This is a genomic window from Ochrobactrum sp. BTU1 (genome assembly GCA_018798825.1).
Taxonomy (GTDB): Bacteria; Pseudomonadota; Alphaproteobacteria; order Rhizobiales; family Rhizobiaceae; genus Brucella.
Genome location: CP076357.1, coordinates 755,798 through 778,444, shown reverse-complemented (window position 1 = coordinate 778,444; position 22,647 = coordinate 755,798). Strand labels below are relative to the sequence as shown.

The following is a 22,647-nucleotide window of genomic DNA, read 5'->3' as shown; positions in this document are numbered from 1 at the left end:
ATGTCCGTTCAGGTCATTTGCTTGGACGGCAAAGGACCATGATTTGGTTGGTTCCTTCCTGAACGGTCTCGTTTTGCTGGTTTGTTGCGCGGATATCGAGCGTGATAATCCCGCGATTACCCTTGCTGGTCAGGCGCTTGTCAGTAATGCGTAAATGGGCCTTCAGCTGATCGCCGATGAAGAGGGGGCCGGTAAACCGCCAGTTCCAGTTCAGTGCCGCAACGACATGAAATTGGACAAGGCAACGGTTCTTGAGCGCGTCGATCATCGAAAGGCCAAGCAAACCATGGGCAAGGCGGCCCCGAAACCCCATTTCCCGGGCAAACTCTTCATCAACATGTACGGGCGTGAAGTCACCCGTTAGTCCGGCAAAGGTCAGGATATGATGCTCGCCCATGGTGATGGCGGGGGTCTCATAGAAATAATCATTTTCAATGTCTTCGAAGTAGTTTTTTTCACTCAATCGCATTACATGCCCTTACGTTTAACACGAAAATGGTAGCGCTATCATTTTGCACCCGAGAAGTAACTGACTCGGGCGGTTCCTCCCGGGTCGAAATTTTCCACTTGAACTTCACAAAGCGAACTATTTGAGCTCGTTGGCGAAGACATTTTCCCGCAGGACGGGAAGTTGCTCATCAATGTTTTCGGCGGTTACAATCAGAATGGGAAGCACTTGCTCCTTTGCAGGCGACTGCCCGTCGATCTTCGCAATCACCGATTCTGCCGCCTGTTTTCCCATGAGATATGGCTGTTGCATTCCGCTTGCCAGAATAGCGCCGTCCTTAATGAGCGGAACAAATTCGGGAGTTCCGTCAAAGGCTGCAACGAGAGTATCAGAGGTGCGACGCATTGAGGCGACGGCGCGCACAGCGCCAAGAGTTGGCGTATCGGTTTGCACAAATATGCCACGCAGACCTGGATGCGCTGTGAGCATATCTTGAACAAAACGATAGGTCTCATCGGCGGTGTAGAGTTGCATTTCATTGCGCGCGACAATCTTGTGCCCCGCATCGGTAACGGCTTTCACAAAACCATTTGTTCGTTTGACGCCGTTCTGGCGAGCCTGAGAAATCTGGATAAGCCCGATTTCCGCGCTATTCCAGCCTTTGGTCGCAAGCGCTTTAGCCATTTCCTGTCCGACGGCGTATGCCCCCGCCTCATCATCTGAGGTGACAAATGTTGTATAGTCGCCAGATGTCGTGCCAATACCCGCGAAGCTCAAGGGAATGCCTGCTCGCATTGCGAGATCGAGCACTGCTGGAGCCGTCGAGGAATCAGTCGGCGATAAAACGATGCCTGTGGCACCCTTTACGATCGCGTCCTGGGCATTTTGCAGCTGGCTTTGTGCATTGTTGCGGGAGTCGAGGACGGTGAACTTATATTTGTGGTCAGCAGCAGCCGCTTCGGCGCCCTTTGAGACATAACGCCAGAAAGGGGCTTCAATGCCTGCAGACAGATAAACGAGTTGCTTATCGCTTGCACGCGCGTAAGAACTATTGTTCAAAAGGCTGGCGGTGACGCATAAGGCCAACGCCGCAAAATTCCGTCGGGTAATCATCCTGGTTTCTCCTCCCAAAAATGAATCTTAAACTAGGCTTCCCGTCTCATTTGCGGGTTGTGCTAGCGCTATCATTTTGCGATACAGTTAGCGTTAACATACGAAGGTGTCAATGCGGACGAAGCGATCTCGAAATATTTCTTTGAACCTGCCGGTCGTGACCATGTCGGATGTGGCCGATAAGGCGGGCGTCTCTCCGCAGACGGTTTCTCGGGTGATCGGCAGACCAGAGCTAGTCGCGGAGAAAACACGTCTGCACGTCCAGCAGATCATCCGTGAATTGAACTATATTCCTAACGAGGCTGCACGCAATCTGGCGTCTAACAGCAGTCGCGTCGTCGCGGTTGTCATTCCGACATTATCCAGTTCTGCTTTTGCTGCAGAGGTGAAAAGCATCATTGATGTTATGGAGAAACGCGGCATATCCGTGATCATCGGCAACAGCGAATATTCGGCCCTGCGGGAAGAAAATATCATTCGCACATTGTTAGAACGACGCCCACTGGGGTTCATCCTCACAGGAAACAACCACACACCTGTTGCAGAAGAGTTGCTACGAGCGAGCAGTTTGCCGATTGTCGAGACCTGGGATACTGACAGGGAAGCCATTGATATGGCTACTGGATTTTCGAATATTGCGGCAGGGCGCGCAGTCGGGGATCTATTCGTGGCGCGTGGGGCAAAGAGAATAGCTTTTGTTGGCGGTGGGGCTACCCAAGACCCTCGAGCATCCGCACGATTCGAGGGACTTGCAGAGGCGATTGCAGCCGCGGGTTTGTCGCCAGCCTGCAGAGTAGAGCTGACGATGCCGATGAATACCCAAGATGGAGTAATCGGAATGGATGAAGTGTTGCGGCAGCAACCCTTGACAGACGCGATCTTTTTTTCCGCCGATAGCTTAGCGCTTGCCGCATTGCTGGAATGCAACAGACGTGGAATTCGCGTGCCCGATCAGTTGGCCATCTGCGGTTTTGGCGATTTCGATCTCGCATCGTTTGTTTCTCCAGCCTTGACGACTGTGCGCATCCAACCCGATGCGATGGGTGAACGCGCAGCCCATATGCTGCTCAGTCGATTGGACGGGGCCAAGAGCGAGAAAAGAACCATCGTTCTTGACCACCAGCTTATTCGGCGTGGAACGGCCTGATCAATTGCCTAGATGCAATACCAGTTTTCAGCGCTGAGGCGGAATAATTGGCGTTTCTCAGGGACGCTGTAGTCGTCGACAATTTCACGATAAGCATTGACGACGGTTGCATATTCACTGTGAAGACCGTCCAAGGGCCAATTTGTGCCAAACATGCAGCGATCAACGCCGAAATGTTCGATGCAGGTTTCTATCCAGGGCCGAATTGTTTCGACTGTCCAATTGTGATCGACCATTGCCAGTCCGGATAGTTTGCATGCCACATTGGGTGCTTGCGCGAGTTGGGCAATCGCTTTGCGCCAGTGATGAAAGTAGGGAACGTTCCGCTCTTTGGGGAAGCCACAATGGCCTAAGATGATGCGCGTGGAAGGAAAGTCTTTTGCCAAGGCATAAGCCTTGTGCATTTGTTGCCAGTCCGCATCCATGTCGTAAACGAGATCCCGCTTTGCCAACTCCTTGAAACCTTGTCGAAATTCGACAGCATCCAGGAAATCAAGCCCCATAAACGAAAGCATTCGCACACCACGGAAATTACCGAATTGTTGATGCCGGTCAAGTTCGCTCGCGGCATCTTCGCTCGCAAGATCACAGCGCGCAATAATGCCATTTGGCATGCCTTTTTCATCGGCAACTTCTTGCAGCCATTGCGTTTCACGAACCGGGTCAGTCTCGCCATCCGCAGTTTCAATGTGTACAGACTTAATCAGATTGACCGCCTGGGCTTCCCGACGAAGGTCACCAACAAGATAGTTTTTCATGATCTTGCTGTAATCCCCTGAGGGATGGCCGATGAATGGTTTGTCGGTCAGCCAAGCGTAATATAGTCGCTTAAGATCCCACAAGTGATGATGTGCATCAACAAACTCAAACACGTATTCTTCCTGGTTCATTCGTGCCTCCTCCAAAGCTGTTAAAGTCAATCCGTCGACAAACACATGCTTGCCATATCGGAAAAGATAGCGCTATCATAAAAATCGAGGATGGAGTTAAATTGGGAGGATTCCGCTTGGATCGGAATGACACGGAGCCTGCGTTGCTGCTTACCGCACAGGGAATCGAAAAGCGGTTTGGCTCAATGAGAGCACTGAAAGGCGTTGATTTCTCGCTCAATCACCGCGAAGTGCACGCTATAGTGGGTGCAAATGGAGCCGGCAAAAGCACATTGATGCGAGCGATTGCGGGAATGCATCGCATCGATAGTGGCAGTTTGACGGTTGATGGGCGTGAGGTTCATTTCTCCTCGCCACGCGATGCGATCGCTGCGGGTGTCAGCATGGTCACGCAAGAAACCAGTCTGGCACCTCACTTATCGGTACTCGAAAATATTTTCCTGCCCGAATTCGCAAAGCCGGGACGACTAAACTGGGCTAACAATCGTCGTCAGGCGATAGCATTAATCGACGAGTTACAGATCTCAGTTGGTTTCAGCTTGGACGACGAGGTTGGCCGTCTTTCAATGGCCAATCGGCAGCTTGTTGAGATCTTAAAAGTCTTAGCACTCAATTCCAAAGTTATATTCCTCGATGAGCCGACGACTTCATTGTCACCTTACGAATGTGACAAGTTGCTCGAACTCACGCGAAAGCTCGCTGAGCGGGGCCATAGTCTTGTTCTTGTGACCCATCGCATGGAGGAAATTTTTGCCGCAACGGACCGCCTGACGGTTTTACGCGAAGGTGCGACCGTCGTCGGTGGGATCAGGACGGATAGTATTGATGCCAATGAGCTTATCCGCCTGATGGTTGGGCGGGAACTTTCCAATATTTATGCGCATCATGAAACCCGGCCCATCAGAACAACAAGAAAAATCTTACAGGTAGAAGGATTATCCGCAGGGCCAATGGTCAAAGATGTGTCGTTTGACATCGCAGCCGGAGAAATTGTTGGGCTTGGCGGGTTGGTTGGGGCAGGGCGAACAGAAACAGTCGAGGCGATCTTTGGGCTACGTGCTGTTGAGCGTGGGTCTATCAAGTTTGCGAGCGAGGCGTTTTCGCCCCGCTCCCCATTGGATTCCATTCGCTCCGGTATCGGTTTTATAGGCGAAGACAGAAGAACGCAGGGGTTGATACCGGACTTTTCAGTGCGGGAAAACTTGATGCTCGTTCAACTAAGTCTTCAGAACCATCAATTGGTAGACTACAAAAAATCGGAGGCGCGCGCCCATGAAGTGGTGAGCCGACTGGGATTAAACCTTGGTCGTCTGAACGATGCCAATATTTTGAAATTTAGCGGCGGCATGCAGCAAAAAATCATCATTGCGCGCTGGTTGCTCGCCAGCCCAAGACTGCTGATTTTGGATGAACCAACGCGGGGCGTCGATATTGAAACCCGTTCTACGATCTACAAAGCGTTGCGTGAGCTTTCGGATGAAGGGACAGCCATTTTGGTCATCAGTTCCGATTTTGAAGAATTGTTAGGCTTGTCTGACAGGGTCGTTGTTTTAAGCGACGGCAGAAGCGTTGCAGACGTTCCGGTTGCTTGTCTGAACACCCAACGTCTGACAATGCTGTCCGCTCCGCGTCGCTCGGCGCATTTAATTGGTGCGATGCTGACGCGTATTGCGCAGCAATTCAATGCCGGCTGCATGTGGCTCCATTATGATGACGACTATGTCTTTTGCCTGGACAGCGCACATTCGGAGCCGGTCGCGGGAATGTTGCAAAAAGGCGAGTTTTTTCCATTTTCAGCCACCGTTCTCAGTCAGCCGGAGAATGCGAACATCACCATCGCGACCATGCGGGGCAAGCAGGGACAAGCGATGGGAGCGATTGTGTTACTCACGAACGATCCCGCCAAACTTCCACTGGCTAGCGAATTGGATCGTATTGTCCATCATTCATTACACACTTCAGAAAGTGTTGCAGCATGAGCGTTCAGACACCCGACACTACCCGAATTCTCTGGTCTCGCTTCAGCCACATCGGTCATTCTCTTGAACTAAGGATGTTTTTACTCACCGCCTTCATCGTGGTTGGACTGAGTTTTGCCAGTCCCTATTTTCTGACCTACAACAATATACTCAACGTATTGGACCAGTCGGTTGTGGTCGGTATCCTTGCGGTCGGGCTCACCTTGGTCATTCTGACCGCAGGTATCGATCTCTCGGTGGGTTCAACTGTTGGACTGACAGGCGTTGCGATGGCTGTTAGTTTTCCTGTTTTCGGCTTCTATCCAGGGATCGCGATTGGGCTGCTCACCGGTGCAGTCATTGGATTTGCCAACGGTTTTATTATTGAGAAAGGTGGGGTCGCAGCATTCATCGTAACGCTGGGAATGATGTCAATTTGCCGAAGCTTGACCTACACATTGAGTGGCGCTCGCTCGATCACCGATCTGCCGCCCCAACTAAGCGAAATTGCAATGGGCATGATTGGCGGTATCCCGATCAATGTCATATTCCTTATCTTGCTTTACGCTTCCGTCTACTGGTTACTTATAAAGACTAAGACTGGACGCTCGCTTTATGCTGTCGGCTCCAATCCGGAGGCAGCCCGCGTCGCTGGTCTTTCAGTGGGTCGCTATAAGATCTCGGTCTATGTCATTACGGGTGTTTTGTGTGCAGTGGCAGCAATCTTTCTCGCTGGAAGAATTCGCTCAGTCGATCCCACAAGCGGGCTCGGGCTGGAGCTTGATGCGATTGCAGCCACAGTAATCGGCGGCACCAGTCTTTTCGGCGGGCGTGGCTCCATCATCGGAACGTTCTTTGGTGTAATCATCATGGTCTGTATTCGGAATGGATTAAACCTCTTGGGGATAGATCCGTACTGGCAAGGGACCGTAATCGGGACGATTATTATAGCTGCAGTGCTCCTGGAGCGGCTGTTAAACGCTAATCGATGAAGTTCCAAAACGAGGTAATTACAAGACAGGCAAGTAAATAGTGCTCTCAAAGCTGCCGGCTGGAAGGCAGTGCAACACACGCTTTCCAATCAGGTCATCTGGGCATTAGGCTGCGGTCGAAGTCGTCCACCGAGTGATGAACTTAACCCGGAGAAATGGACCCACTGAGCGGGTTTCATTCAAACTTACTCAGTGGAATTGAAACTTTCAGCGACCCACTCTCATCGAATGGGTCAACTAAGATGGAAGCTGTAGCGAAGGTTCCAATACCGAGCCCATCCATGCTGCACTCTGGTATGTTGCACTTGATCGCGGACTAAATGCGAACTTGATGCAAAAGTAGGTGCGTAAGCTCACGCAGACGCTGATAGAAACCCTGTTGGCGTCGCCGTTGTTTAGGCTTTAATTCGGGTAAGTGGCAAACGCATCTATGCAAACGAGTTGGGCTCGGCGCTGAAAACGTGTCGCGGCTAGTCGGATTTGGCAGGATAGTTCGCTCAGCTATCATATTGTTTCGTCTTCCGTCGCCTCGACGAGGATTGAAACCTATTCACGGGTAGCACTGTCCTGCGGCAGTGAAGGGAAATTGACTGCCTCGTTGAAGGTTCGCTGCAATTGACCCCACGCAGGATCGTGCATGTGTTTCTCTAATCCAGCTCTTGCCACCAACGCCCGAGCCTCCGATTCACCAAAAGCCAGGGCCTCCTGCATGTCAGTGGTCAGAACCTTGCCATCTTCCATAAGGATTTTTCCGTCAACGATCACTGTATCTACATCGCTGCCTAACACCTGATGGATCAAACGATGGACGGGCATCCAGTTTGGTGTCAAATGTGGTTTGCGCATATCAATGATGGCAATGTCGGCTTTCTTTCCCACCTCAAGCGATCCGATCTCGTGGTCCATGCCGATCGCACGCGCTGCGTCGATGGTTATCATCTCAAACACTTTGCCCGGCGGCAAAATGTAACGGTCATGATTGTGCAGGATATGCTGTGTCGCTTGAGCGATGCGAGCGATCTGTAGCATGTCGAAATGGCGACTTGGTGCTGCGCCGTCTGAAGTGATCGCAAGTGGTACACCACGCGCCATCATTTCCATCACCGGTGTTGATCGTCCGGGAGGAGCATGGGTGACATGCGTCCCGGTTTCAGCAAGGATATCGATTTCCTCGTGCGAGATGCCCCAGCAATGCTGCAGATGTACGTCCGGTCCCAGCAAAGCATTTTCCTTGTCTTGGAATGCCATGCGGATCTGACCGGCGAAAGCATCAGAGTGGATGCGCACGCCCCATTTGCGGGCTGTTTCCCGAATACGCCGTGCCTGCATTCGATCATTATCTGTCAAATTGACGGCAAGATCAGGTGTTGAAGCGTTCGACGGTTCAACCGAGGGCACTATCGTGAATGGTGTGAGAAAAACCTTTATGCGTCCATCTGCCGTTCCATCCAAATTTTCTATAACTGCCTCGGCGCCCTCCAGCATTTCCTCGAAAGAAACGCTTCGGCGCACGGGGCTGCCTGTTTCCCACCGTGTTACTGATTGCGGCCACGGCAGGCCGGCTGGACCGACGCAAATAATTTCCCGCAAGCCGAGTTCGGAATAGGCGCGCGCGTGATTGATCGCAAAAGTCGGGTCGTCGCTGCGCGGCATGGAAGTAATGATGCTGGCAGATGTTGTCACACCTGCACATAATCTTTCCAGGCCCGAGACAAGACCATCGGCGTACCAATAGTCGCGTGTCACATAGTGATAATAAGTAGGTGTGACGATCCGCATCCATAAAGAGTTCGTGTCTGCCGCGATGCTGCGGATCAATGCGTGGCCGGCGTGTCCGTGCGCATCGATAAGTCCCGGAATAATCATTTTGCCGGTGCAGTCGATTATCCTCTTTTCATGATGACGTGGCTTAAGTTCCGCTGCACGACCGATGTCGACAATTCTGTCGTCTTCAACAGCAAGCCCTCCATCGTCAATAATTCGCCTCGAGCCGTCTACAGTTACAATCGTTCCATGGAGCAGCAGTAACCCACTCATTTATGTCCCCTTTTGGTTCAGTGCCGGTTGCAGCGCGCATGCGTGTAATCAGAGCGCTGATGTTGATGTTCCTGATCATAATTGCCAACAATATCGTTGACAATAATGAAACGGCTCATGATACTGCTTCAAAATCCGAACGAACGGATCCTGTCGATATTCATGAAGGGAAGAGCATGACGCGTCTAAATAAGTTCCTCGTATCAGCGCTGGCCGCAGCAGCCATTGCAGTGCCTCTAGCGGTCTCATCCGCAGATGCCGCGACTTTGCGTTGGGGTAGCCGGGCGGACATATATTCTTTGGACCCAGATTCAGTCCCTTCGACCTCCAATCTGGCTTTTCTCAATCATATCTACGAAGGTCTGATCCGATACGGTCCGAATTTCGAGATCGAGCCGGCGCTTGCAACCGAATGGAAGCTGGTCGACAATAAATACTGGCGATTTACCCTGCGTAAGGGCGTGGAATTCCATAACGGTGCCGAATTTAGCGCAGATGACGTTGTGGCATCGATGAACCGAGTTTCGGATCCGACCTCGCCCTTGCGTGGGAACATTCCACTTTATGTCGGCGTCAAAAAGGTGGACGACTTCACTGTCGATATTGAGGTTTCGGCGCCGACTGCTCTGTTCCTCAACGACATGACAAATATCTTCATGTTTAATGCGAAATGGCTCAAGGACAATAATGCCGAAAAGCCGACCGATATCGCTTCCAAGACCGAAAATTACGCGACCCACAACACCAACGGCACCGGTCCGTTCAAGCTCGATAGCCGCGTTCCAGATTCCAAAACAGTGCTCATCGCCAATGATCAGTGGTGGGATGAGAAAAAACATAATCTCGATCGTATTGAATATGTTCCGATTTCGTCTGCCGCAACGCGCGTTGCAGCATTGCTTTCCAACGAAATTGATCTGGTCGATTCAGCGCCAATTCAGGATTTGCCGCGTCTTGAATCCTCACCCGGTATTAAGGTGAGCAAACGGACTGAACTCCGTACGGTCTTTATCGGTTTCAATGGGAAGGAAAAGCTCGATGATGGCCGTCCGAACCCATTTCTGGACGTGCGTGTTCGACAGGCAGTCGAGGCGAGTATCGATCGTGATCTGATTAACAAAAAAATCATGCGGGCTCTGGCGCGCCCTTCCGGTTCACTGATCGCTCCAGAAATCGCAGGTTACGCCAAAACGCTTGACGTGTTTCAGCCCGCTGACCCCAAAGTTGCACAGAAGCTTTTGGAGGAAGCCGGTCAGAAAGGCCTGGCATTCACCTATCTCTGTATGAACGATGAGAGCATTAACGAAGAAGATATCTGCTCCGGCATTGCGAACATGCTCAAGCGCGCGGGTTTTGAACCCACAATTGATATGGGCCCGCGTGCTGTACAACAGCCAAAGCGAACAAACGGTAAGGCCGATATGTTCAATCTGAGCTGGGCCAATGAGCCGACCCTTGACGCATATTCTCTCCTCTCCCAGGTTCTGTCGACACGGAGCGGTTCAACCGGTGTCTCCAACTATGGCGGTTGGTCCTATACAGAACTTGACGAGCTTGTAAAAAAGGCAGCTCAAGAACCAGACACTGCAAAACGTCTGGCACTGGAGGAAGAAGCGCTGAAAATTGCCAAGGACAAGGCGATCTTGATCCCTCTCCACCAGCAGCCGATCGCCTGGGGTATGCTTGACAAGGTTAAGAGCGTGGATTTCCGCGCCGACAATAAGCCGCGTCACTGGCACACAATGATGGCTGAATAACTAGACCACAGCTGATACTTGATTGTGACAAAGAGCGTTTCATTTCGATGAAACGCTCTTTTAATTTCGAGGCCAGGATCATCACATGATGGAAATCGACAGCTCTACCCTGCCTATCTCTCGACAACTTATCCTTGGCGAACGGCCCCAAGGTTTAACCCTTCTGAACGGCGAAATTGTGATCGAGAATGACAGGGTGCTCTATGCTGGCCCGCATTTTGAGGGAGAAGTAGCCCGTCGCATCGATTTCGGAACGGCACTGATCAGCCCTGGTCTGGTCGACCTTGATGCATTGTCTGATCTCGACACTTACTTGCTCGTCCAAGATAATCAGCCAGGGTGGAGCAAAGGGCGTATCTGGCCGCGCTCCTACTTGGAACGTGGTCCCTATGAAATGTATTCAGAGGAAGAACTCATTTTTCAAAAGCGCTTCGGGTTCGGCCTCCTTTTGTTAAATGGCATTACCTCGGCCGCACCGATCGCCTCGCTCTATTATCGTGAATGGGCAGAAACAGTTGCAGAATTTGAAGCCGCAGCGCAGGCTGCCAGCGATCTGGGTCTTCGTGTTTTTCTTAGTCCCGCATATCGTTCGGGTGGCATGGTATTGGAGGAGCCAGGCCGCATTGAACCTGTTTTTGATGAAGAGCGCGGGCTTCAGGGCCTTGCCTCCGCAATCAATTTCATTGAACGTAATCAAGGACGTTATGGCGGGCTCGTCAACGGTCTGCTTGCTCCCGACCGTATCGAAACCTGCACACTGCCCTTGTTAAAGAAAACAATGGCTGCGGCAAATGATCTCGATTGCCGAGTTAGAATTCATATGGCTCAAGGCAAGCTCGAACTTGATACAATGCATAGACTGCATGGTGTCACGGGACCGCAATGGCTTGCGGATAACGGCCTCATGAGCGAAAGGTTGTATGCGCCACACGGCACCTACGCCACATCACAAGATCTCAAACTTTATGCCCAGCACGGCGTCTCGGTTGCGCATTCACCTCTGGTGTCCGCACGTATGGGCAGCATTCTGAATTCGTTTTCTGCCTGTCGCAAACTCGGTATCAATATCGGAATGGCCACCGATACGGCGCCGCCGGATATGTTCATGAATATGCTGGTTGGTCTGATCGCGTGCCGTATCGGCGATAAAGCATCCGACACGGTATTTTCGAAAGACCTCTTTGATGCTGCAACACTCGGCGGCGCCAAAGCACTTGGACGCACCGACATTGGCCGACTTTCAGCAGGCTCTAAGGCAGATATTGCGGTGTTTCGTCTCGATGATGTCCATATGACACCGAGCGTTGACCCTATAACGACGTTGGTACTGGGTGGTTCCGGCAAGATCACCAGAGCAGTGTTCGTCAACGGAAGGATGTCCATGCTTGGTGGCAAGGTTGCGGGTATCGATATGGCGGCGGCGCGAGAACACGCGCAGCGTCAGTATGATGGGCTGATCGCAAAATACCCCGACAGAAGTTGGCAACATCCACCGGTTGAACAGATATTTACCTCCAGCTATCCACTTTGGAAGGCAAGTTCCTGACGTTTTCCCTGAGCGACATTGTCAACAAGTCCCGCGCGCAAATATTTTCATATTGTCAACAATCTCGTTGACAACTTTTAGGGATTGGACATACTGTTCAACGTGACCAGTAACAAGCCGAAAAGGCTGGGCCACCTAACACGGAGGAAACCACACGACACTCACAGCACGCCGTAAAGGCGAAAGGGCTTAACCTGCCGTGAGGGAGGTTTCCGTCGATAAATTAAAACAGACCCCAAAAAAGGGGCGCAAATTTCCAAGAGCGGAGCAAATATATGTTGAAGAAACTGGGCCTGGCGGTCACGGTACTAGCGAGCCTTACGTTGTCGGGCCATGCTGAAACACTCAAATGGGGCGCATCACGCGATATCTACTCGCTTGATCCATATTCTTATGGCGATAGCTATACACTTTCATTCCTTAATCATGTCTATGAAGGATTGGTACGTTACGACGCCGAACTGAAGATCGAGCCTGCGCTAGCCGCGTCCTGGGAGAATGTCTCCGATACGGTATGGCGCTTTCACCTGCGTAAAGACGTCAAATTCCACGATGGTGCGGCATTCAATGCGGATGACGTGATTGCTTCGTTAAAGCGCGTCAGTGATCCGGTTTCACCGCTGCGTGGAAATCTCCCAGCGTATAAATCCTCTAAAAAAGTCGACGATTACACAGTTGATATCGAGCTGAGCGGCCCTTATCCGCTGCTTCTAAACGACTTGACCAACATTCATATCTTCGATGCGGATTGGTTGAAGAACAACAATTCCGAAAAGCCTACAGATGTTGGTGCAAAGATCGAAGGCTATGCGACCTACAACACGAATGGCACTGGTCCTTTCAAGCTCGAAAGTCGTGTGCCCGATTCAAAAACCATTCTCGTGAAGAACGCGGAGTGGTGGGACAAATCACAGTCGAACATTGATCGAATTGAGTTTACGCCCATCACTTCAGCAGCAACCCGCGTAGCGGCACTCCTCTCTGGTGAAGTCAATTTCACGGAAAATGCTCCCTCACAGGATTTGCCGCGATTACAAGCTCAGCCCGACCTCAACGTGTTGGAGCGCACCGACCTTCGTACCGTGATGATGGGATTTAATCGAAAAGCCAAACTGGCAGACGGATCTGAGAACAAATTCAATGATCTGCGAGTGCGGCAGGCTTTTGCCCATGCGCTTGACCGGGACCTTATTCAGAAGCGTATCATGCGTGGTAAGTCGCGCACTGCAGGTGCGATCGTGGCACCTGAAATCCCTGGATATACCCCGGACCTCGACACGACACTCAAATACGATCCAGAGCTTTCCAAGAAACTTCTCGCAGACGCTGGCGCCACTGACTTTCCATTCACCCTTGTCTGCACAACCGATGCTTATGTGAACGAGGAGGAGCTTTGCCAGGGAATGGTGAATATGTTGAGCCGCGGCGGCTTTAAGCCACAGCTCGATATTGCGCCGACCGCAGCACAGGCGCCCAAACGCACAGGTGGTAAAGCCGACGTCTATCTGATCGGCTGGGCGACTGAGCCAATGCTGGACAGCTACTCTATCCTTCTTCAGATGATCCAGACCAAGACTGCCAATGCTGGCGTCTTCAATTGGGGCGGCTGGAGTTACCCGGATATCGACAAGCTTGTCGTGCAGGCATCCACCGAAATGGACCGCACCAAGCGCTTAGAATTACAGACACAAACGCTGAAGATGGTGAAAGAGGAAATCGTAATGCTTCCCTTGCACCAGCAACCAATGGCGTGGGTTATGTCAAAGAAGATCGACAAGATCGTACAGCTGCCCGACAACAAGCCGCGTCACTGGCTGACGCAGTTTGCCCAATAAATCAATCAAATGCCTCGGGGGGTGAAAACATCCCCCGACGTGCCCTGTTGTTACTGAGGAATTTCTATGCTGGTTTTTATCATTAAGCGCCTGGCAAACGCTATCATGGTGATGTTGGCCGTCGCTTTGCTTGCCTTTCTGATCTTCCGGCTGGCTGGCGACCCCGTCGAGATGATGGCAAACGAGCAGATGACGCAGGCTGACCGCGATAATCTGCGTGAGCGTCTTGGCCTTAACGATGGTCTTATGACGCAATACACCCGCTTCGTGGTCAATGCGGCGCAAGGCAATTTTGGCATCTCCTATCGCAATGGCCAGGATGTATTAAATCTCATCGCCGAGCGGTTCCCTGCGACGCTTGAGCTCGTGCTGGTTGCGACCCTCATCTCTTTGCTTGTCGGCTTGCCGTTGGGTGTCCTGACTGCGATCAAACGCGGAAAGTGGTATACGGAGGGTCTGCAGTTTCTCTCCATTGTCGGTGTTTCCTTACCGAGCTTTGTAGTCGGTATTCTCTTGATCCTCGTCTTTTCGGTGTCGCTTGGTTGGTTTCCGGCATTTGGGCGCGGTGACGTCATCCAGCTGGGCGGCTGGTCGACAGGGCTCCTCACATCATCTGGCCGCGCCGCAATCCTTTTGCCGTCAATTGCATTGTCACTATATCAGGTAACGCTTGTGATGCGGCTCGTCAGAGCGGAAATGCTCGAAGTGTTGCGCTCTGATTATGTGAAATTTGCACGTGCTCGAGGTATTCCCCGCTGGCGCATCTATTTCAGACATGCCCTGCGAAATTGCCTCATGCCTGTCGTAACCATGACCGCAATGAATATTGGTTCGCTGATTGCTTTCGCGCTTATCACGGAAACTGTTTTCCAGTGGCCAGGAATGGGCATGTTGTTCATCCAGGCAGTCACGTTTCTCGATATTCCGGTAATGGCGGCCTATCTGTGCATTATTTCCTTCATCTTCGTCGTGCTCAACACGCTGGTGGACATTGCCTATGCGGTAATCGATCCACGGCTGCGCACCGCTCGCTGATCTAAGGGGGATCCAAATTCATGAGCACCCAAGCCTCTCAATCCACCCCGGTCGTGCGTCCTTCGCTTATTCAGCGCATTCGTAAAAGCGATCTCTGGTGGTCCTTCACCCATAGCAAAACGGCCATGTTCAGTGCCGCGCTTCTCGCAATCTTGATCCTTACTGCAGTGTTCGCACCGCTAATTGCACCACAAAACCCCTATGACGGTGCGGCACTCGACATGTGGAAGGCAGAACTGCCTCCAGTATGGGAGGAGGGCGGTGAATGGCCGTTTCTTCTCGGAACTGATACGCAAGGTCGAGATATGTTGTCGGCCATCCTTTATGGCACACGTATTTCAATTGTCATCGGCATTGCATCGGTCGTCCTCTCGCTTGTGATTGGCATGAGCGCAGGGCTTGTTTCCGGCTATTTTGGCGGTTTCATCGACAATCTGTTGATGCGCTTTGGTGATATCACTCTGTCGATCCCAACCATCCTGGTGGCGATCCTGGTTTCCACAGTTGTGCGGCAGATGCTTCCCGTCAGTTTGCGCGAAATTGGAGCGTCTGCGGTTCTTATTCTAGCCATCTCACTTTCGGCGTGGGTGCAGTATGCCCGTACTGTGCGCGCCCAGGCTATTGTCGAGACAGGCAAGGACTACGTGTCAGCGGCGCGATTGATCGGTGTGCCGGCCCGACGCATCATGGCCAATCACATTCTTCCCAATACGCTGACCCCTATCATGGTCGCAGCAACGCTCAACTTTGGCATGGCCATTCTTACCGAAGCGACGCTATCCTTTCTTGGTATCGGGATGCCGCCGAGCCAGCCGTCGCTCGGTACGCTGATCCGAATTGGCAATCAGTTCCTTTTCTCTGGTTCATGGTGGATCGTGCTTTTCCCCGTCGTTCAGCTTTGCTTGCTGGTCGTGGCCGTCAACATGCTTGGCGATTGGCTCCGTGACGCTCTTAATCCGAAACTGAGGTAAGAATTATGAACAATCTTTTGCTCAAAAACGTCCGTCCCATGGCAGGCGACACCTGTGACATGCTGATCCGCGACGGAAAGATTGCCGGTTTCGGACAGTTCGAAGCAGAGGCTGGTATGGCCGTGGAAGATGGTGGTAACGCTATTGTCGCATCTGGGTTGATCGATGCACATACGCATCTCGACAAGACCACATGGGGCATGCCCTGGCATGTCAATAATCGCGCGGCAATCCTACGCGAACGGATTGACTTTGAACGCGAGAACCGGCTGCAAATTGGTCTTGATCCACATCGCCAGTCAATGCGCCATGCAATCGGTCTGGTCGCAAACGGCAGCACGCATATCCGCAGTCACGTGGATATCGATCCGACCCATGGCCTTTCACTGGTTGAAGGCGTTTGGGAAACACGCGAAAAGCTCAAGGGCATCATCGATATCGAAATCGTCGCTTTCCCCCAGTCGGGCCTTATGGTCATGCCGGGCACGAAAGAGCTTCTTGATGAGGCGCTTCGCCAGGGATGCGAAGTGCTGGGCGGGATTGATCCTTGCGGCATCGATCGGGATCCAAAGGGGCAACTCGATATTCTGTTCGCGCTTGCGACCAAATATGGGGTTCCGATCGATATTCATCTCCATGAAACGGGTGATCTTGGTGCGTTCACCATGGAACTTATCTTTGAGCGTATCCGTGCCAACAGTATGGAAGGCAAGGTTGCAATTAGCCATGCCTTCGCGCTCGGAATGAACGACTATCTTCGCGTCGGTCAGCTCATTGAGCAAATCGCTGCCCTTGATGTCGCTATTCTTACGACCGGTGCGCCTTCTGCGAGCGTGCCGTCGATCAAGCGGCTGAAAGAAGCAGGTGTTCGTATCGGCGGTGGTTGTGATGGTATCCGCGACACCTGGGGTCCATGGGGGCAGCCAGACATGCTGGACCGTGCAAAAGTTATCGGTATGAAAAATGGTGTTCGCTCGGATCACGACCTCGAGCATCTGTTGCATATCGTCTCTCAGGGCGGTGCGGATGTCATGCAACTTGAAAATTACGGACTGGATGTTGGCTGCGATGCTGACTTCACACTCCTGACAGGCGAGACACTGGCGCACGCAGTCGTGGATATCGCTCCACGACCGCTTGTGGTCAAAGGCGGCCGCGTCACTGCTCGACAGGGCATTGCTGTGGTGGAGATGCCGTGATGAATCAATCACTGGAAAATCTTTCGCATTATCTTTCGTCACCTCGTCGCCCTGAAGGACGGACACTCATCACCGCGAGCTGGGTCGTGGGGCATAAGGATGGCGGACACCGACTGTTGAGAAACGGTGAGGTGGTCTTCGAAAATAGCGAGATTGTGTTTGTCGGACACGGTTTTACAGGCGAGGTAGCCCGCCGGGTTGATTTCGGAAATGCATTGATCAGTCCTGGTTTGATTGATCTGGATGCGCTTTCGGATCTCGATACAACGATCCTCGGCATTGATCATCACCCAGGCTGGGCAAAAGGTCGGGTTTGGCCACGCTCTTACGTGGATACTGGGCCTTATGAGATGTACTCTTCCGAGGAGTTAGCCTTTCAGAAGCGGTTTGCTTTCGGCCAGCTTTTGCTCAACGGTATCACCACAGCCGCGCCAATTGCCTCTTTGTTTTACCGAGAATGGGGCGAAACGGTCGCCGAGTTCGATGCAGCTGCCGAGGCTGCGGGCGACCTGGGGCTACGTGTCTATCTAAGCCCAGCCTACCGCACCGGCGGAATGGTGTTGGAAGAACCGGGCAAAATCGTGCCCGTATTTGACGAGGAGCGCGGCTTCCAAGGGCTCAACGACGCAATTGCATACATCGAACGCCAGAATGGACGTCACGGCGACCTTGTGCGCGGAATGCTCGCTCCAGACCGCGTGGAAACGTCAACGCTTGGGCTCATTCAGCGTACTGACGCTGCAGCACGTGATCTGGGCTGCAAATTCCGCCTTCATATGGCGCAAGGGACGATGGAGGTGGATACCGTGCGTATGTTGCACGGCTCCACCGCGCCTGTCTGGCTCGCAAAAAACGGACTGTTAAGCGACCGCCTGATTGCGCCGCATGCCACCAATGCTACCGATGAAGACCTGGGGCTTTACGCCGAAAATGGTGTTTCCATTGTTCATTGCCCGCTGGTTTCAGGCCGCGGCGGATCGATCTTGAAATCGTTTTCGGACTGCAAAAAGCGTGGGATCAATATTGCTATGGGCACTGATACTACGCCGCCAGATATGCTGATGAACCTGCTTGCAGGTCTCATTACCGGTCGTGTCGCGGATGGCACCCCGGAGAGGTTGCGTGCAGCAGATCTCTATGACGCCGCGACCATTGGTGGTGCAAAAGCACTCGGTCGCTCTGATCTTGGACATTTGTCACCGGGCGCGCGGGCCGATATCGCAGTTTTCCGCCTCGATGACACGTTCATGGCCCCTTCCATTGATCCCATCACGACCATCGTCACCGGCGGTTCGGGGAAAATCACTCAAGCCGTCTTTGTCGATGGTCGCCTCTCGATGCTTGACCGAAACCTGGCAGGTTTTGATATGCAAAAAGCGCGAGATCAGGCGCAGATCCAGTATGATGGGCTCATAGCCAAATATCCCGAACGGAGCTGGAATAATCCTGCCGTCGCAGAAATATTTCCGCCAAGTTACCCAATCGAGGGTCCGACAGAGGGAAACGCAAATGGGTAACATTCAGGAACCAGTCATTGAAGTCCGCAACCTTCGTGTGGACTTCCCCGGACGGCGCGGCACTGTAACTGCGTTGTCAGATGTTAGCCTGTCGATCCGTCCAGGTGAAATCTTAGGGGTCGTCGGTGAATCGGGTGCTGGAAAGTCCATGACCGGTCTTGCGATACAAGGGCTGCTCGAACAGCCAGGACATATCGCAGGCGGTGAAGTCTGGCTCGGCAAGCAACGGATCGATACACTTGATGATCGCGCGATGGAAAAAATCCGCGGCCGGGAAATTGGTGCAATCTTCCAAGACCCGCTCACCTCGCTCAACCCGCTTTTTAGCGTTGGAGCGCAGCTTGTCGAAACGATCCGCCGTCATCTCGGGTTAGGTAAGGCTGAGGCAAAGGCGCGCGCGGTACAGCTATTGCGCGACGTAGGAATCCCTTCGCCTGAAGAACGGGTTGGCCAATACCCACACCAGTTTTCCGGTGGCATGCGCCAGCGCGTGGTAATCGCATTAGCTCTTGCCGCGTCACCTAAGCTGGTTATCGCGGATGAGCCTACCACAGCGCTTGACGTCTCGATCCAGGCGCAGATCATTTCGCTCCTGCGTAAGCTGTGCAAGGAGAAGCAGACCGCCGTCATGCTTGTGACGCATGATATGGGCGTCATCGCAGAAGCTGCCGACAGAATTGCAGTCATGTATGCTGGCCGGTTGATTGAAATTGGTCTGGTGGAGCAAATCCTCCATCACCCGCGTCATCCCTATACGCAAGGACTAATGGCCTCAATTCCCTCGCTCGGTGCGCGTGTTGAGAAGCTCAATCAGATTGATGGTTCCATGCCCCGCCTTGATGCAATCCCTGATGGGTGCGCATTCAACCCACGCTGCAAGTCTGTGGGTCCGCGTTGTCTACGCGAACGCCCAGAACTCACATTTTCCGATCAGGCCGCTAGTGCATGCTGGCTGAACGCAGGAGGCACCGCATGACAAAACCTCTGGACCGAGTCCCTGCTCTTACCGTTGATCGACTGGTCAAAACCTTCGATGTATCGGCACCGTGGTTGAACCGCGTTGTCGAGCGTAAACCAAAACAATATCTGCAGGCTGTCAATGATATCAGCTTTTCAGTGCCGTCCGGCGGCTGCCTGAGTATTGTGGGAGAAAGCGGCTGCGGAAAATCAACGGTAGCACGATTGGTTACCGGTTTGCATAATGCGACGAGTGGCGAGATGCGCTTTGCGCCCGGTAAAAGCGGCGCACCTTTATCCGCACAGATGATTTTCCAGGATCCCTATGCGTCACTTAATCCACGCTGGCGAGTTAAAAACATTATCGCGGAGCCACTGCGTGAACTCAAGTTGCGTGACAGCGCCGCTCAGGTAACCGAACGAGTAGAAGAACTTTTGCGCACCGTCGGGCTTTCTCCTTCGGACGGCGAAAAGTTTCCGCACGAGTTTTCAGGAGGGCAGCGTCAACGTATTTCCATTGCCCGCGCATTGGCAAGTGAACCGGAGTTTCTTGTCTGCGATGAACCAACCTCAGCACTCGATGTCTCGGTTCAAGCGCAGGTTCTCAACTTGATGCGTCGTCTTCAAGACGAATTGGGACTGACCTATCTTTTCATCAGCCACGATATGAGCGTCGTTCGACATATGTCGGACCGCATCGCTGTGATGTATCTGGGCAGGATTGTTGAAGAAGGCGATACAGAAGAGCTTTTTGCTGAGCCACGGCATCCATACACGCAGCTCTTGTTGCAGACGATCCCCAATATTGCAGCGCCAAATCGCAACCGAGAACCCGCGACAGGCGAGGTTCCAAGCCCGCTTAAGCCGCCATCAGGCTGCACGTTCCATCCACGTTGTCCTCTGGCGATTGGGCGGTGTTCAAAGGAAGTGCCGGCGATGCAGCTTTTACCTAATCGAACCCGGGTCGCCTGCCATCTCGTCGAAATGGAAGCTTGAAGAAACAATCATGGAAGGAGCCGGTGCCCGGCTTCCTTCGAATTTAAGCCAACGCTGCTCGCAGATCGTGGGAGAGATCACGTATCTCGCTCAGGTCAAGTTCGGATTCCACATGTTCCAGATGATGCGCCATAAGATGTACCGCCTTCTGAACTTCTTTTGCCGAGATCGCCTCCACGATCTCCGCATGTTCGTCCGGCCCGCAATTAAACCGTGCGGTATTACGATAAACGGCCATGATCAGCGAACTGCGAGCAATAAGATCCCGCATTGTTGTGAAGAGGAAATCGGATCCCGTCAGTTCCGCGAGCAAAAGATGAAAGCCCCCGGAGAGCTTGATAATATCTGTGGTACTGTCTTCAGCATTGGCCACTCGTTCCTGATCGACGTGATCGCGAAGCCTTTTTACACTTTCTTTGAGTTTGGACGAGCAAAGCCGCTCCACAATGCATCGTTCGACTGCCTGTCGAACAAAGAAGACGTCCCGGGCCTCTTCGACGGACGGTTTGCTGACGAAGGCACCGCGATTGGGAATAATCGTGACCAAACCATCTCGTTCAAGCACGTTAAGTCCCTGCCGGATCCGCGCGCGACTAACATTGAATATAGAAGCCAGCTGTTCTTCTTTGAGTTGAACACCAGGACGCAATCGCCTCTCGGCGATCGACAGCCAGACCCGTTCAACTATCTGGTCTACCGACAGTGCAGCTGGTTCATTCATAAGTGGTTTCTCCTTGCTGATGCAGACAATCGCTATACGCGTGAAAAAGTCAACTCGGGGATTTAATTGCTTGCAGTATTGTCGACAATATGACACAAGATTGTAGGCTATTATTCAACATTTGGGCTACCCATGGAATTTGATTTCGAAGCCATTGACCCGCAAAGCCGCTATCGACTGCTGACCAATTTTATTGGTCCGCGCCCAATAGCTCTTGTGACGACCCGTTCAGAATCTGGGCACAACAATGCTGCGCCGATGAGCTTTTTCAACGTGTTTTCCCATGAGCCGGCAATTGTTGTTCTGGGGATTCAGCCACGAATGAGCGGTGAGCCGAAAGACACCATGATCAATATTCGTCGGTCCGGGGAATTTGCGATCAGCATGGTCGATATGGCGCTATCCCAACAGATGCTCATATGCGGACTTGGTTTCGACAGTGAGGTAGACGAGCTTGACGTTGCGGGACTGAAACCCGTTGGTTGTCGCAAAATCGATGTCGCTTATCCCGAGGAGGCGCCCTGCGTTTTCGAGTGTCGTGTCGAACGTTTAATCGATTATCCGCGTCGAACACTGGTCCTGGGTGAAGTTGTGCAGATGCATGTCCGGCGCAATTGTCTCGATGCTGAAGGACATTATGTGGATCCGGAGTTCTATCAGCCCATAGCCCGGCTTCACGCCGACAATTATGTGACATCCGATCGCCAATTCGTTTTGAAAGCACCGCCCATCGGCGATTTCAAGAAGCCGAAACAATAGGCTAACAGCCTGGCAACAGAGAATTCCAAGATGCATATTTATCTTATAAACCCCAACTCCACTTCCACGATGACAGCGCAGGCTCTCGAAAGTGCTTTGCTGGTTAAACACGAACAAACACAAATCTCCGCGACGAACCCGATCGACACTCCGGTTAGTATCGAAGGCGGCGCGGATGAAGCGATGTCGTTGCCGGGAATGCTGGCGGAAATCCGGAAAGGTGAGGTTCTGGGTGCCGATGCCTACGTTATCGCCTGCTTTGACGATCCGGGTTTGCACGCCGCCCGCGAAGTGGCGACGGGTCCGGTCATCGGCATTTGTCAGGCGGCGATACAGGTGGCTATGACAATTAGCCGGCGCTTTTCTGTGATAACAACGCTGCCGCGATCGGTTGCGATCATCGAGGATCTCGTGAGTGACTATGGTGCAGATCGTTACTGTCGCAAGGTGCGTGCCATCGACCTCCCAGTACTAGCTCTCGAGGAAGACGCCTATAATGCCGAGCAGCTCCTGCTCAGGGAAATTGAACGCGCAAAGGCTGAAGATGGAGCAGAAGCAATCGTTCTGGGTTGCGCGGGAATGTCGTCATTGTGCGAGCGTCTCAAACAGGCGACGGGAGTTCCAGTGATCGACGGAGTGACAGCTGCAGTAAAAATGGCAGAAGCGCTGGTCGGAGCAGGTTATTCCACGTCCAAAATCAACAGCTACGACTATCCGCGTGTCAAAAGTGCGGTTGCACCCACGATTGTTCCCCAGATAGCGTAATACC

Annotated in this window: 19 protein-coding genes; 14 read left to right on the top strand and 5 right to left on the bottom strand. The window is 52.5% G+C overall.

From position 1 onward, the window contains the following. Positions 1-13 precede the first annotated feature (13 nt). A complete protein-coding gene (locus KMS41_27080) occupies positions 14-469 on the bottom strand; it encodes a MaoC family dehydratase (GenBank protein QWK81461.1) in 456 nt (151 codons plus the stop codon). 117 nt (positions 470-586) lie between these two features. Further along, positions 587-1,561 (bottom strand): substrate-binding domain-containing protein, encoded by a 975-nt coding sequence (locus tag KMS41_27075; GenBank protein ID QWK81460.1) that lies wholly within the window; start codon positions 1,559-1,561, stop codon positions 587-589. 142 nt (positions 1,562-1,703) lie between these two features. Between KMS41_27075 and KMS41_27070 the strand changes: the two genes are divergently transcribed. Further along, positions 1,704-2,708: a LacI family DNA-binding transcriptional regulator gene (locus tag KMS41_27070; GenBank protein QWK81459.1), complete on the top strand. Its 1,005-nt coding sequence runs from the start codon at positions 1,704-1,706 to the stop codon at positions 2,706-2,708. Between the two features lie 8 nt (positions 2,709-2,716). Here KMS41_27070 and KMS41_27065 read toward each other — a convergent pair whose 3' ends face one another. Beyond that, complete coding sequence (locus KMS41_27065) at positions 2,717-3,643, bottom strand: amidohydrolase family protein (GenBank protein QWK81458.1); 927 nt, start codon at positions 3,641-3,643, stop codon at positions 2,717-2,719. Between KMS41_27065 and KMS41_27060 the strand changes: the two genes are divergently transcribed. Both KMS41_27060 and KMS41_27055 read left to right on the top strand, forming a co-directional pair. Further along, the gene (locus tag KMS41_27060; protein QWK81457.1) at positions 3,559-5,577 is read left to right on the top strand and encodes a sugar ABC transporter ATP-binding protein; all 2,019 of its coding nucleotides are present in this window, start codon (positions 3,559-3,561) and stop codon (positions 5,575-5,577) included. The two genes, KMS41_27065 and KMS41_27060, sit on opposite strands and share 85 nt — an antisense overlap. Continuing rightward, entirely contained in the window at positions 5,574-6,548 is a 975-nt protein-coding gene (locus tag KMS41_27055; GenBank protein ID QWK81456.1) for an ABC transporter permease, read from the top strand. The genes KMS41_27060 and KMS41_27055 overlap by 4 nt, the downstream gene beginning before the upstream one ends. 546 nt (positions 6,549-7,094) lie before the next feature. On the opposite strand, the gene KMS41_27050 is transcribed toward KMS41_27055, so the two are convergent. Next, entirely contained in the window at positions 7,095-8,585 is a 1,491-nt protein-coding gene (locus KMS41_27050) for an amidohydrolase family protein (protein QWK81455.1), read from the bottom strand. Between the two features lie 176 nt (positions 8,586-8,761). Here KMS41_27050 and KMS41_27045 point away from each other — a divergent pair, with 176 nt between their 5' ends. From KMS41_27045 to KMS41_27005, 9 genes are all read left to right on the top strand, one after another. Further along, entirely contained in the window at positions 8,762-10,342 is a 1,581-nt protein-coding gene (locus tag KMS41_27045; GenBank protein ID QWK81896.1) for an ABC transporter substrate-binding protein, read from the top strand. 88 nt (positions 10,343-10,430) lie between these two features. Then, positions 10,431-11,888: an amidohydrolase family protein gene (locus KMS41_27040; protein ID QWK81895.1), complete on the top strand. Its 1,458-nt coding sequence runs from the start codon at positions 10,431-10,433 to the stop codon at positions 11,886-11,888. A gap of 275 nt (positions 11,889-12,163) precedes the next feature. After that, a complete protein-coding gene (locus tag KMS41_27035) occupies positions 12,164-13,723 on the top strand; it encodes an ABC transporter substrate-binding protein (protein ID QWK81454.1) in 1,560 nt (519 codons plus the stop codon). A 66-nt stretch (positions 13,724-13,789) separates the two neighbouring features. Next, a complete protein-coding gene (locus KMS41_27030) occupies positions 13,790-14,758 on the top strand; it encodes an ABC transporter permease (protein ID QWK81453.1) in 969 nt (322 codons plus the stop codon). A gap of 20 nt (positions 14,759-14,778) precedes the next feature. Beyond that, positions 14,779-15,729, top strand: a complete 951-nt coding sequence (locus KMS41_27025) for an ABC transporter permease (GenBank protein ID QWK81452.1) — start codon at positions 14,779-14,781, stop codon at positions 15,727-15,729. Positions 15,730-15,734: 5 nt separating this feature from the next. Continuing rightward, positions 15,735-16,928, top strand: coding sequence for an amidohydrolase family protein (locus KMS41_27020; protein ID QWK81451.1), 1,194 nt, complete (start codon positions 15,735-15,737; stop codon positions 16,926-16,928). After that, positions 16,928-18,445, top strand: coding sequence for an amidohydrolase family protein (locus tag KMS41_27015; protein QWK81450.1), 1,518 nt, complete (start codon positions 16,928-16,930; stop codon positions 18,443-18,445). Before KMS41_27020 ends, KMS41_27015 begins: the two co-directional genes overlap by 1 nt. Continuing rightward, positions 18,438-19,421: an ABC transporter ATP-binding protein gene (locus KMS41_27010; protein ID QWK81449.1), complete on the top strand. Its 984-nt coding sequence runs from the start codon at positions 18,438-18,440 to the stop codon at positions 19,419-19,421. The genes KMS41_27015 and KMS41_27010 overlap by 8 nt, the downstream gene beginning before the upstream one ends. Then, entirely contained in the window at positions 19,418-20,398 is a 981-nt protein-coding gene (locus tag KMS41_27005; protein ID QWK81448.1) for an ATP-binding cassette domain-containing protein, read from the top strand. Before KMS41_27010 ends, KMS41_27005 begins: the two co-directional genes overlap by 4 nt. A gap of 43 nt (positions 20,399-20,441) precedes the next feature. Here the strand turns inward: KMS41_27005 and KMS41_27000 are convergent, their stop codons facing one another. Beyond that, positions 20,442-21,119: a GntR family transcriptional regulator gene (locus tag KMS41_27000; GenBank protein QWK81447.1), complete on the bottom strand. Its 678-nt coding sequence runs from the start codon at positions 21,117-21,119 to the stop codon at positions 20,442-20,444. A 132-nt stretch (positions 21,120-21,251) separates the two neighbouring features. Between KMS41_27000 and KMS41_26995 the strand changes: the two genes are divergently transcribed. Beyond that, positions 21,252-21,878 carry a flavin reductase family protein gene (locus KMS41_26995; GenBank protein ID QWK81446.1) on the top strand — a complete coding sequence of 209 codons (627 nt, stop codon included), beginning with the start codon at positions 21,252-21,254 and terminating at the stop codon, positions 21,876-21,878. 30 nt (positions 21,879-21,908) lie between these two features. Next, positions 21,909-22,643, top strand: coding sequence for an aspartate/glutamate racemase family protein (locus KMS41_26990; protein ID QWK81445.1), 735 nt, complete (start codon positions 21,909-21,911; stop codon positions 22,641-22,643). Positions 22,644-22,647: the final 4 nt, after the last annotated feature.

Coding starts and splice junctions, on each gene's coding strand:
- KMS41_27005 (QWK81448.1), top strand. CDS start 19,418: ATGACAAAACCTCTGGACCGAGTCCCTGCTCTTACCGTTGATCGACTG.
- KMS41_27055 (QWK81456.1), top strand. CDS start 5,574: ATGAGCGTTCAGACACCCGACACTACCCGAATTCTCTGGTCTCGCTTC.
- KMS41_27075 (QWK81460.1), bottom strand. CDS start 1,561: ATGATTACCCGACGGAATTTTGCGGCGTTGGCCTTATGCGTCACCGCC.
- KMS41_26990 (QWK81445.1), top strand. CDS start 21,909: ATGCATATTTATCTTATAAACCCCAACTCCACTTCCACGATGACAGCG.
- KMS41_27050 (QWK81455.1), bottom strand. CDS start 8,585: ATGAGTGGGTTACTGCTGCTCCATGGAACGATTGTAACTGTAGACGGC.
- KMS41_27010 (QWK81449.1), top strand. CDS start 18,438: ATGGGTAACATTCAGGAACCAGTCATTGAAGTCCGCAACCTTCGTGTG.
- KMS41_27045 (QWK81896.1), top strand. CDS start 8,762: ATGACGCGTCTAAATAAGTTCCTCGTATCAGCGCTGGCCGCAGCAGCC.
- KMS41_27025 (QWK81452.1), top strand. CDS start 14,779: ATGAGCACCCAAGCCTCTCAATCCACCCCGGTCGTGCGTCCTTCGCTT.
- KMS41_26995 (QWK81446.1), top strand. CDS start 21,252: ATGGAATTTGATTTCGAAGCCATTGACCCGCAAAGCCGCTATCGACTG.
- KMS41_27080 (QWK81461.1), bottom strand. CDS start 469: ATGCGATTGAGTGAAAAAAACTACTTCGAAGACATTGAAAATGATTAT.
- KMS41_27040 (QWK81895.1), top strand. CDS start 10,431: ATGGAAATCGACAGCTCTACCCTGCCTATCTCTCGACAACTTATCCTT.
- KMS41_27015 (QWK81450.1), top strand. CDS start 16,928: ATGAATCAATCACTGGAAAATCTTTCGCATTATCTTTCGTCACCTCGT.
- KMS41_27030 (QWK81453.1), top strand. CDS start 13,790: ATGCTGGTTTTTATCATTAAGCGCCTGGCAAACGCTATCATGGTGATG.
- KMS41_27020 (QWK81451.1), top strand. CDS start 15,735: ATGAACAATCTTTTGCTCAAAAACGTCCGTCCCATGGCAGGCGACACC.
- KMS41_27000 (QWK81447.1), bottom strand. CDS start 21,119: ATGAATGAACCAGCTGCACTGTCGGTAGACCAGATAGTTGAACGGGTC.
- KMS41_27035 (QWK81454.1), top strand. CDS start 12,164: ATGTTGAAGAAACTGGGCCTGGCGGTCACGGTACTAGCGAGCCTTACG.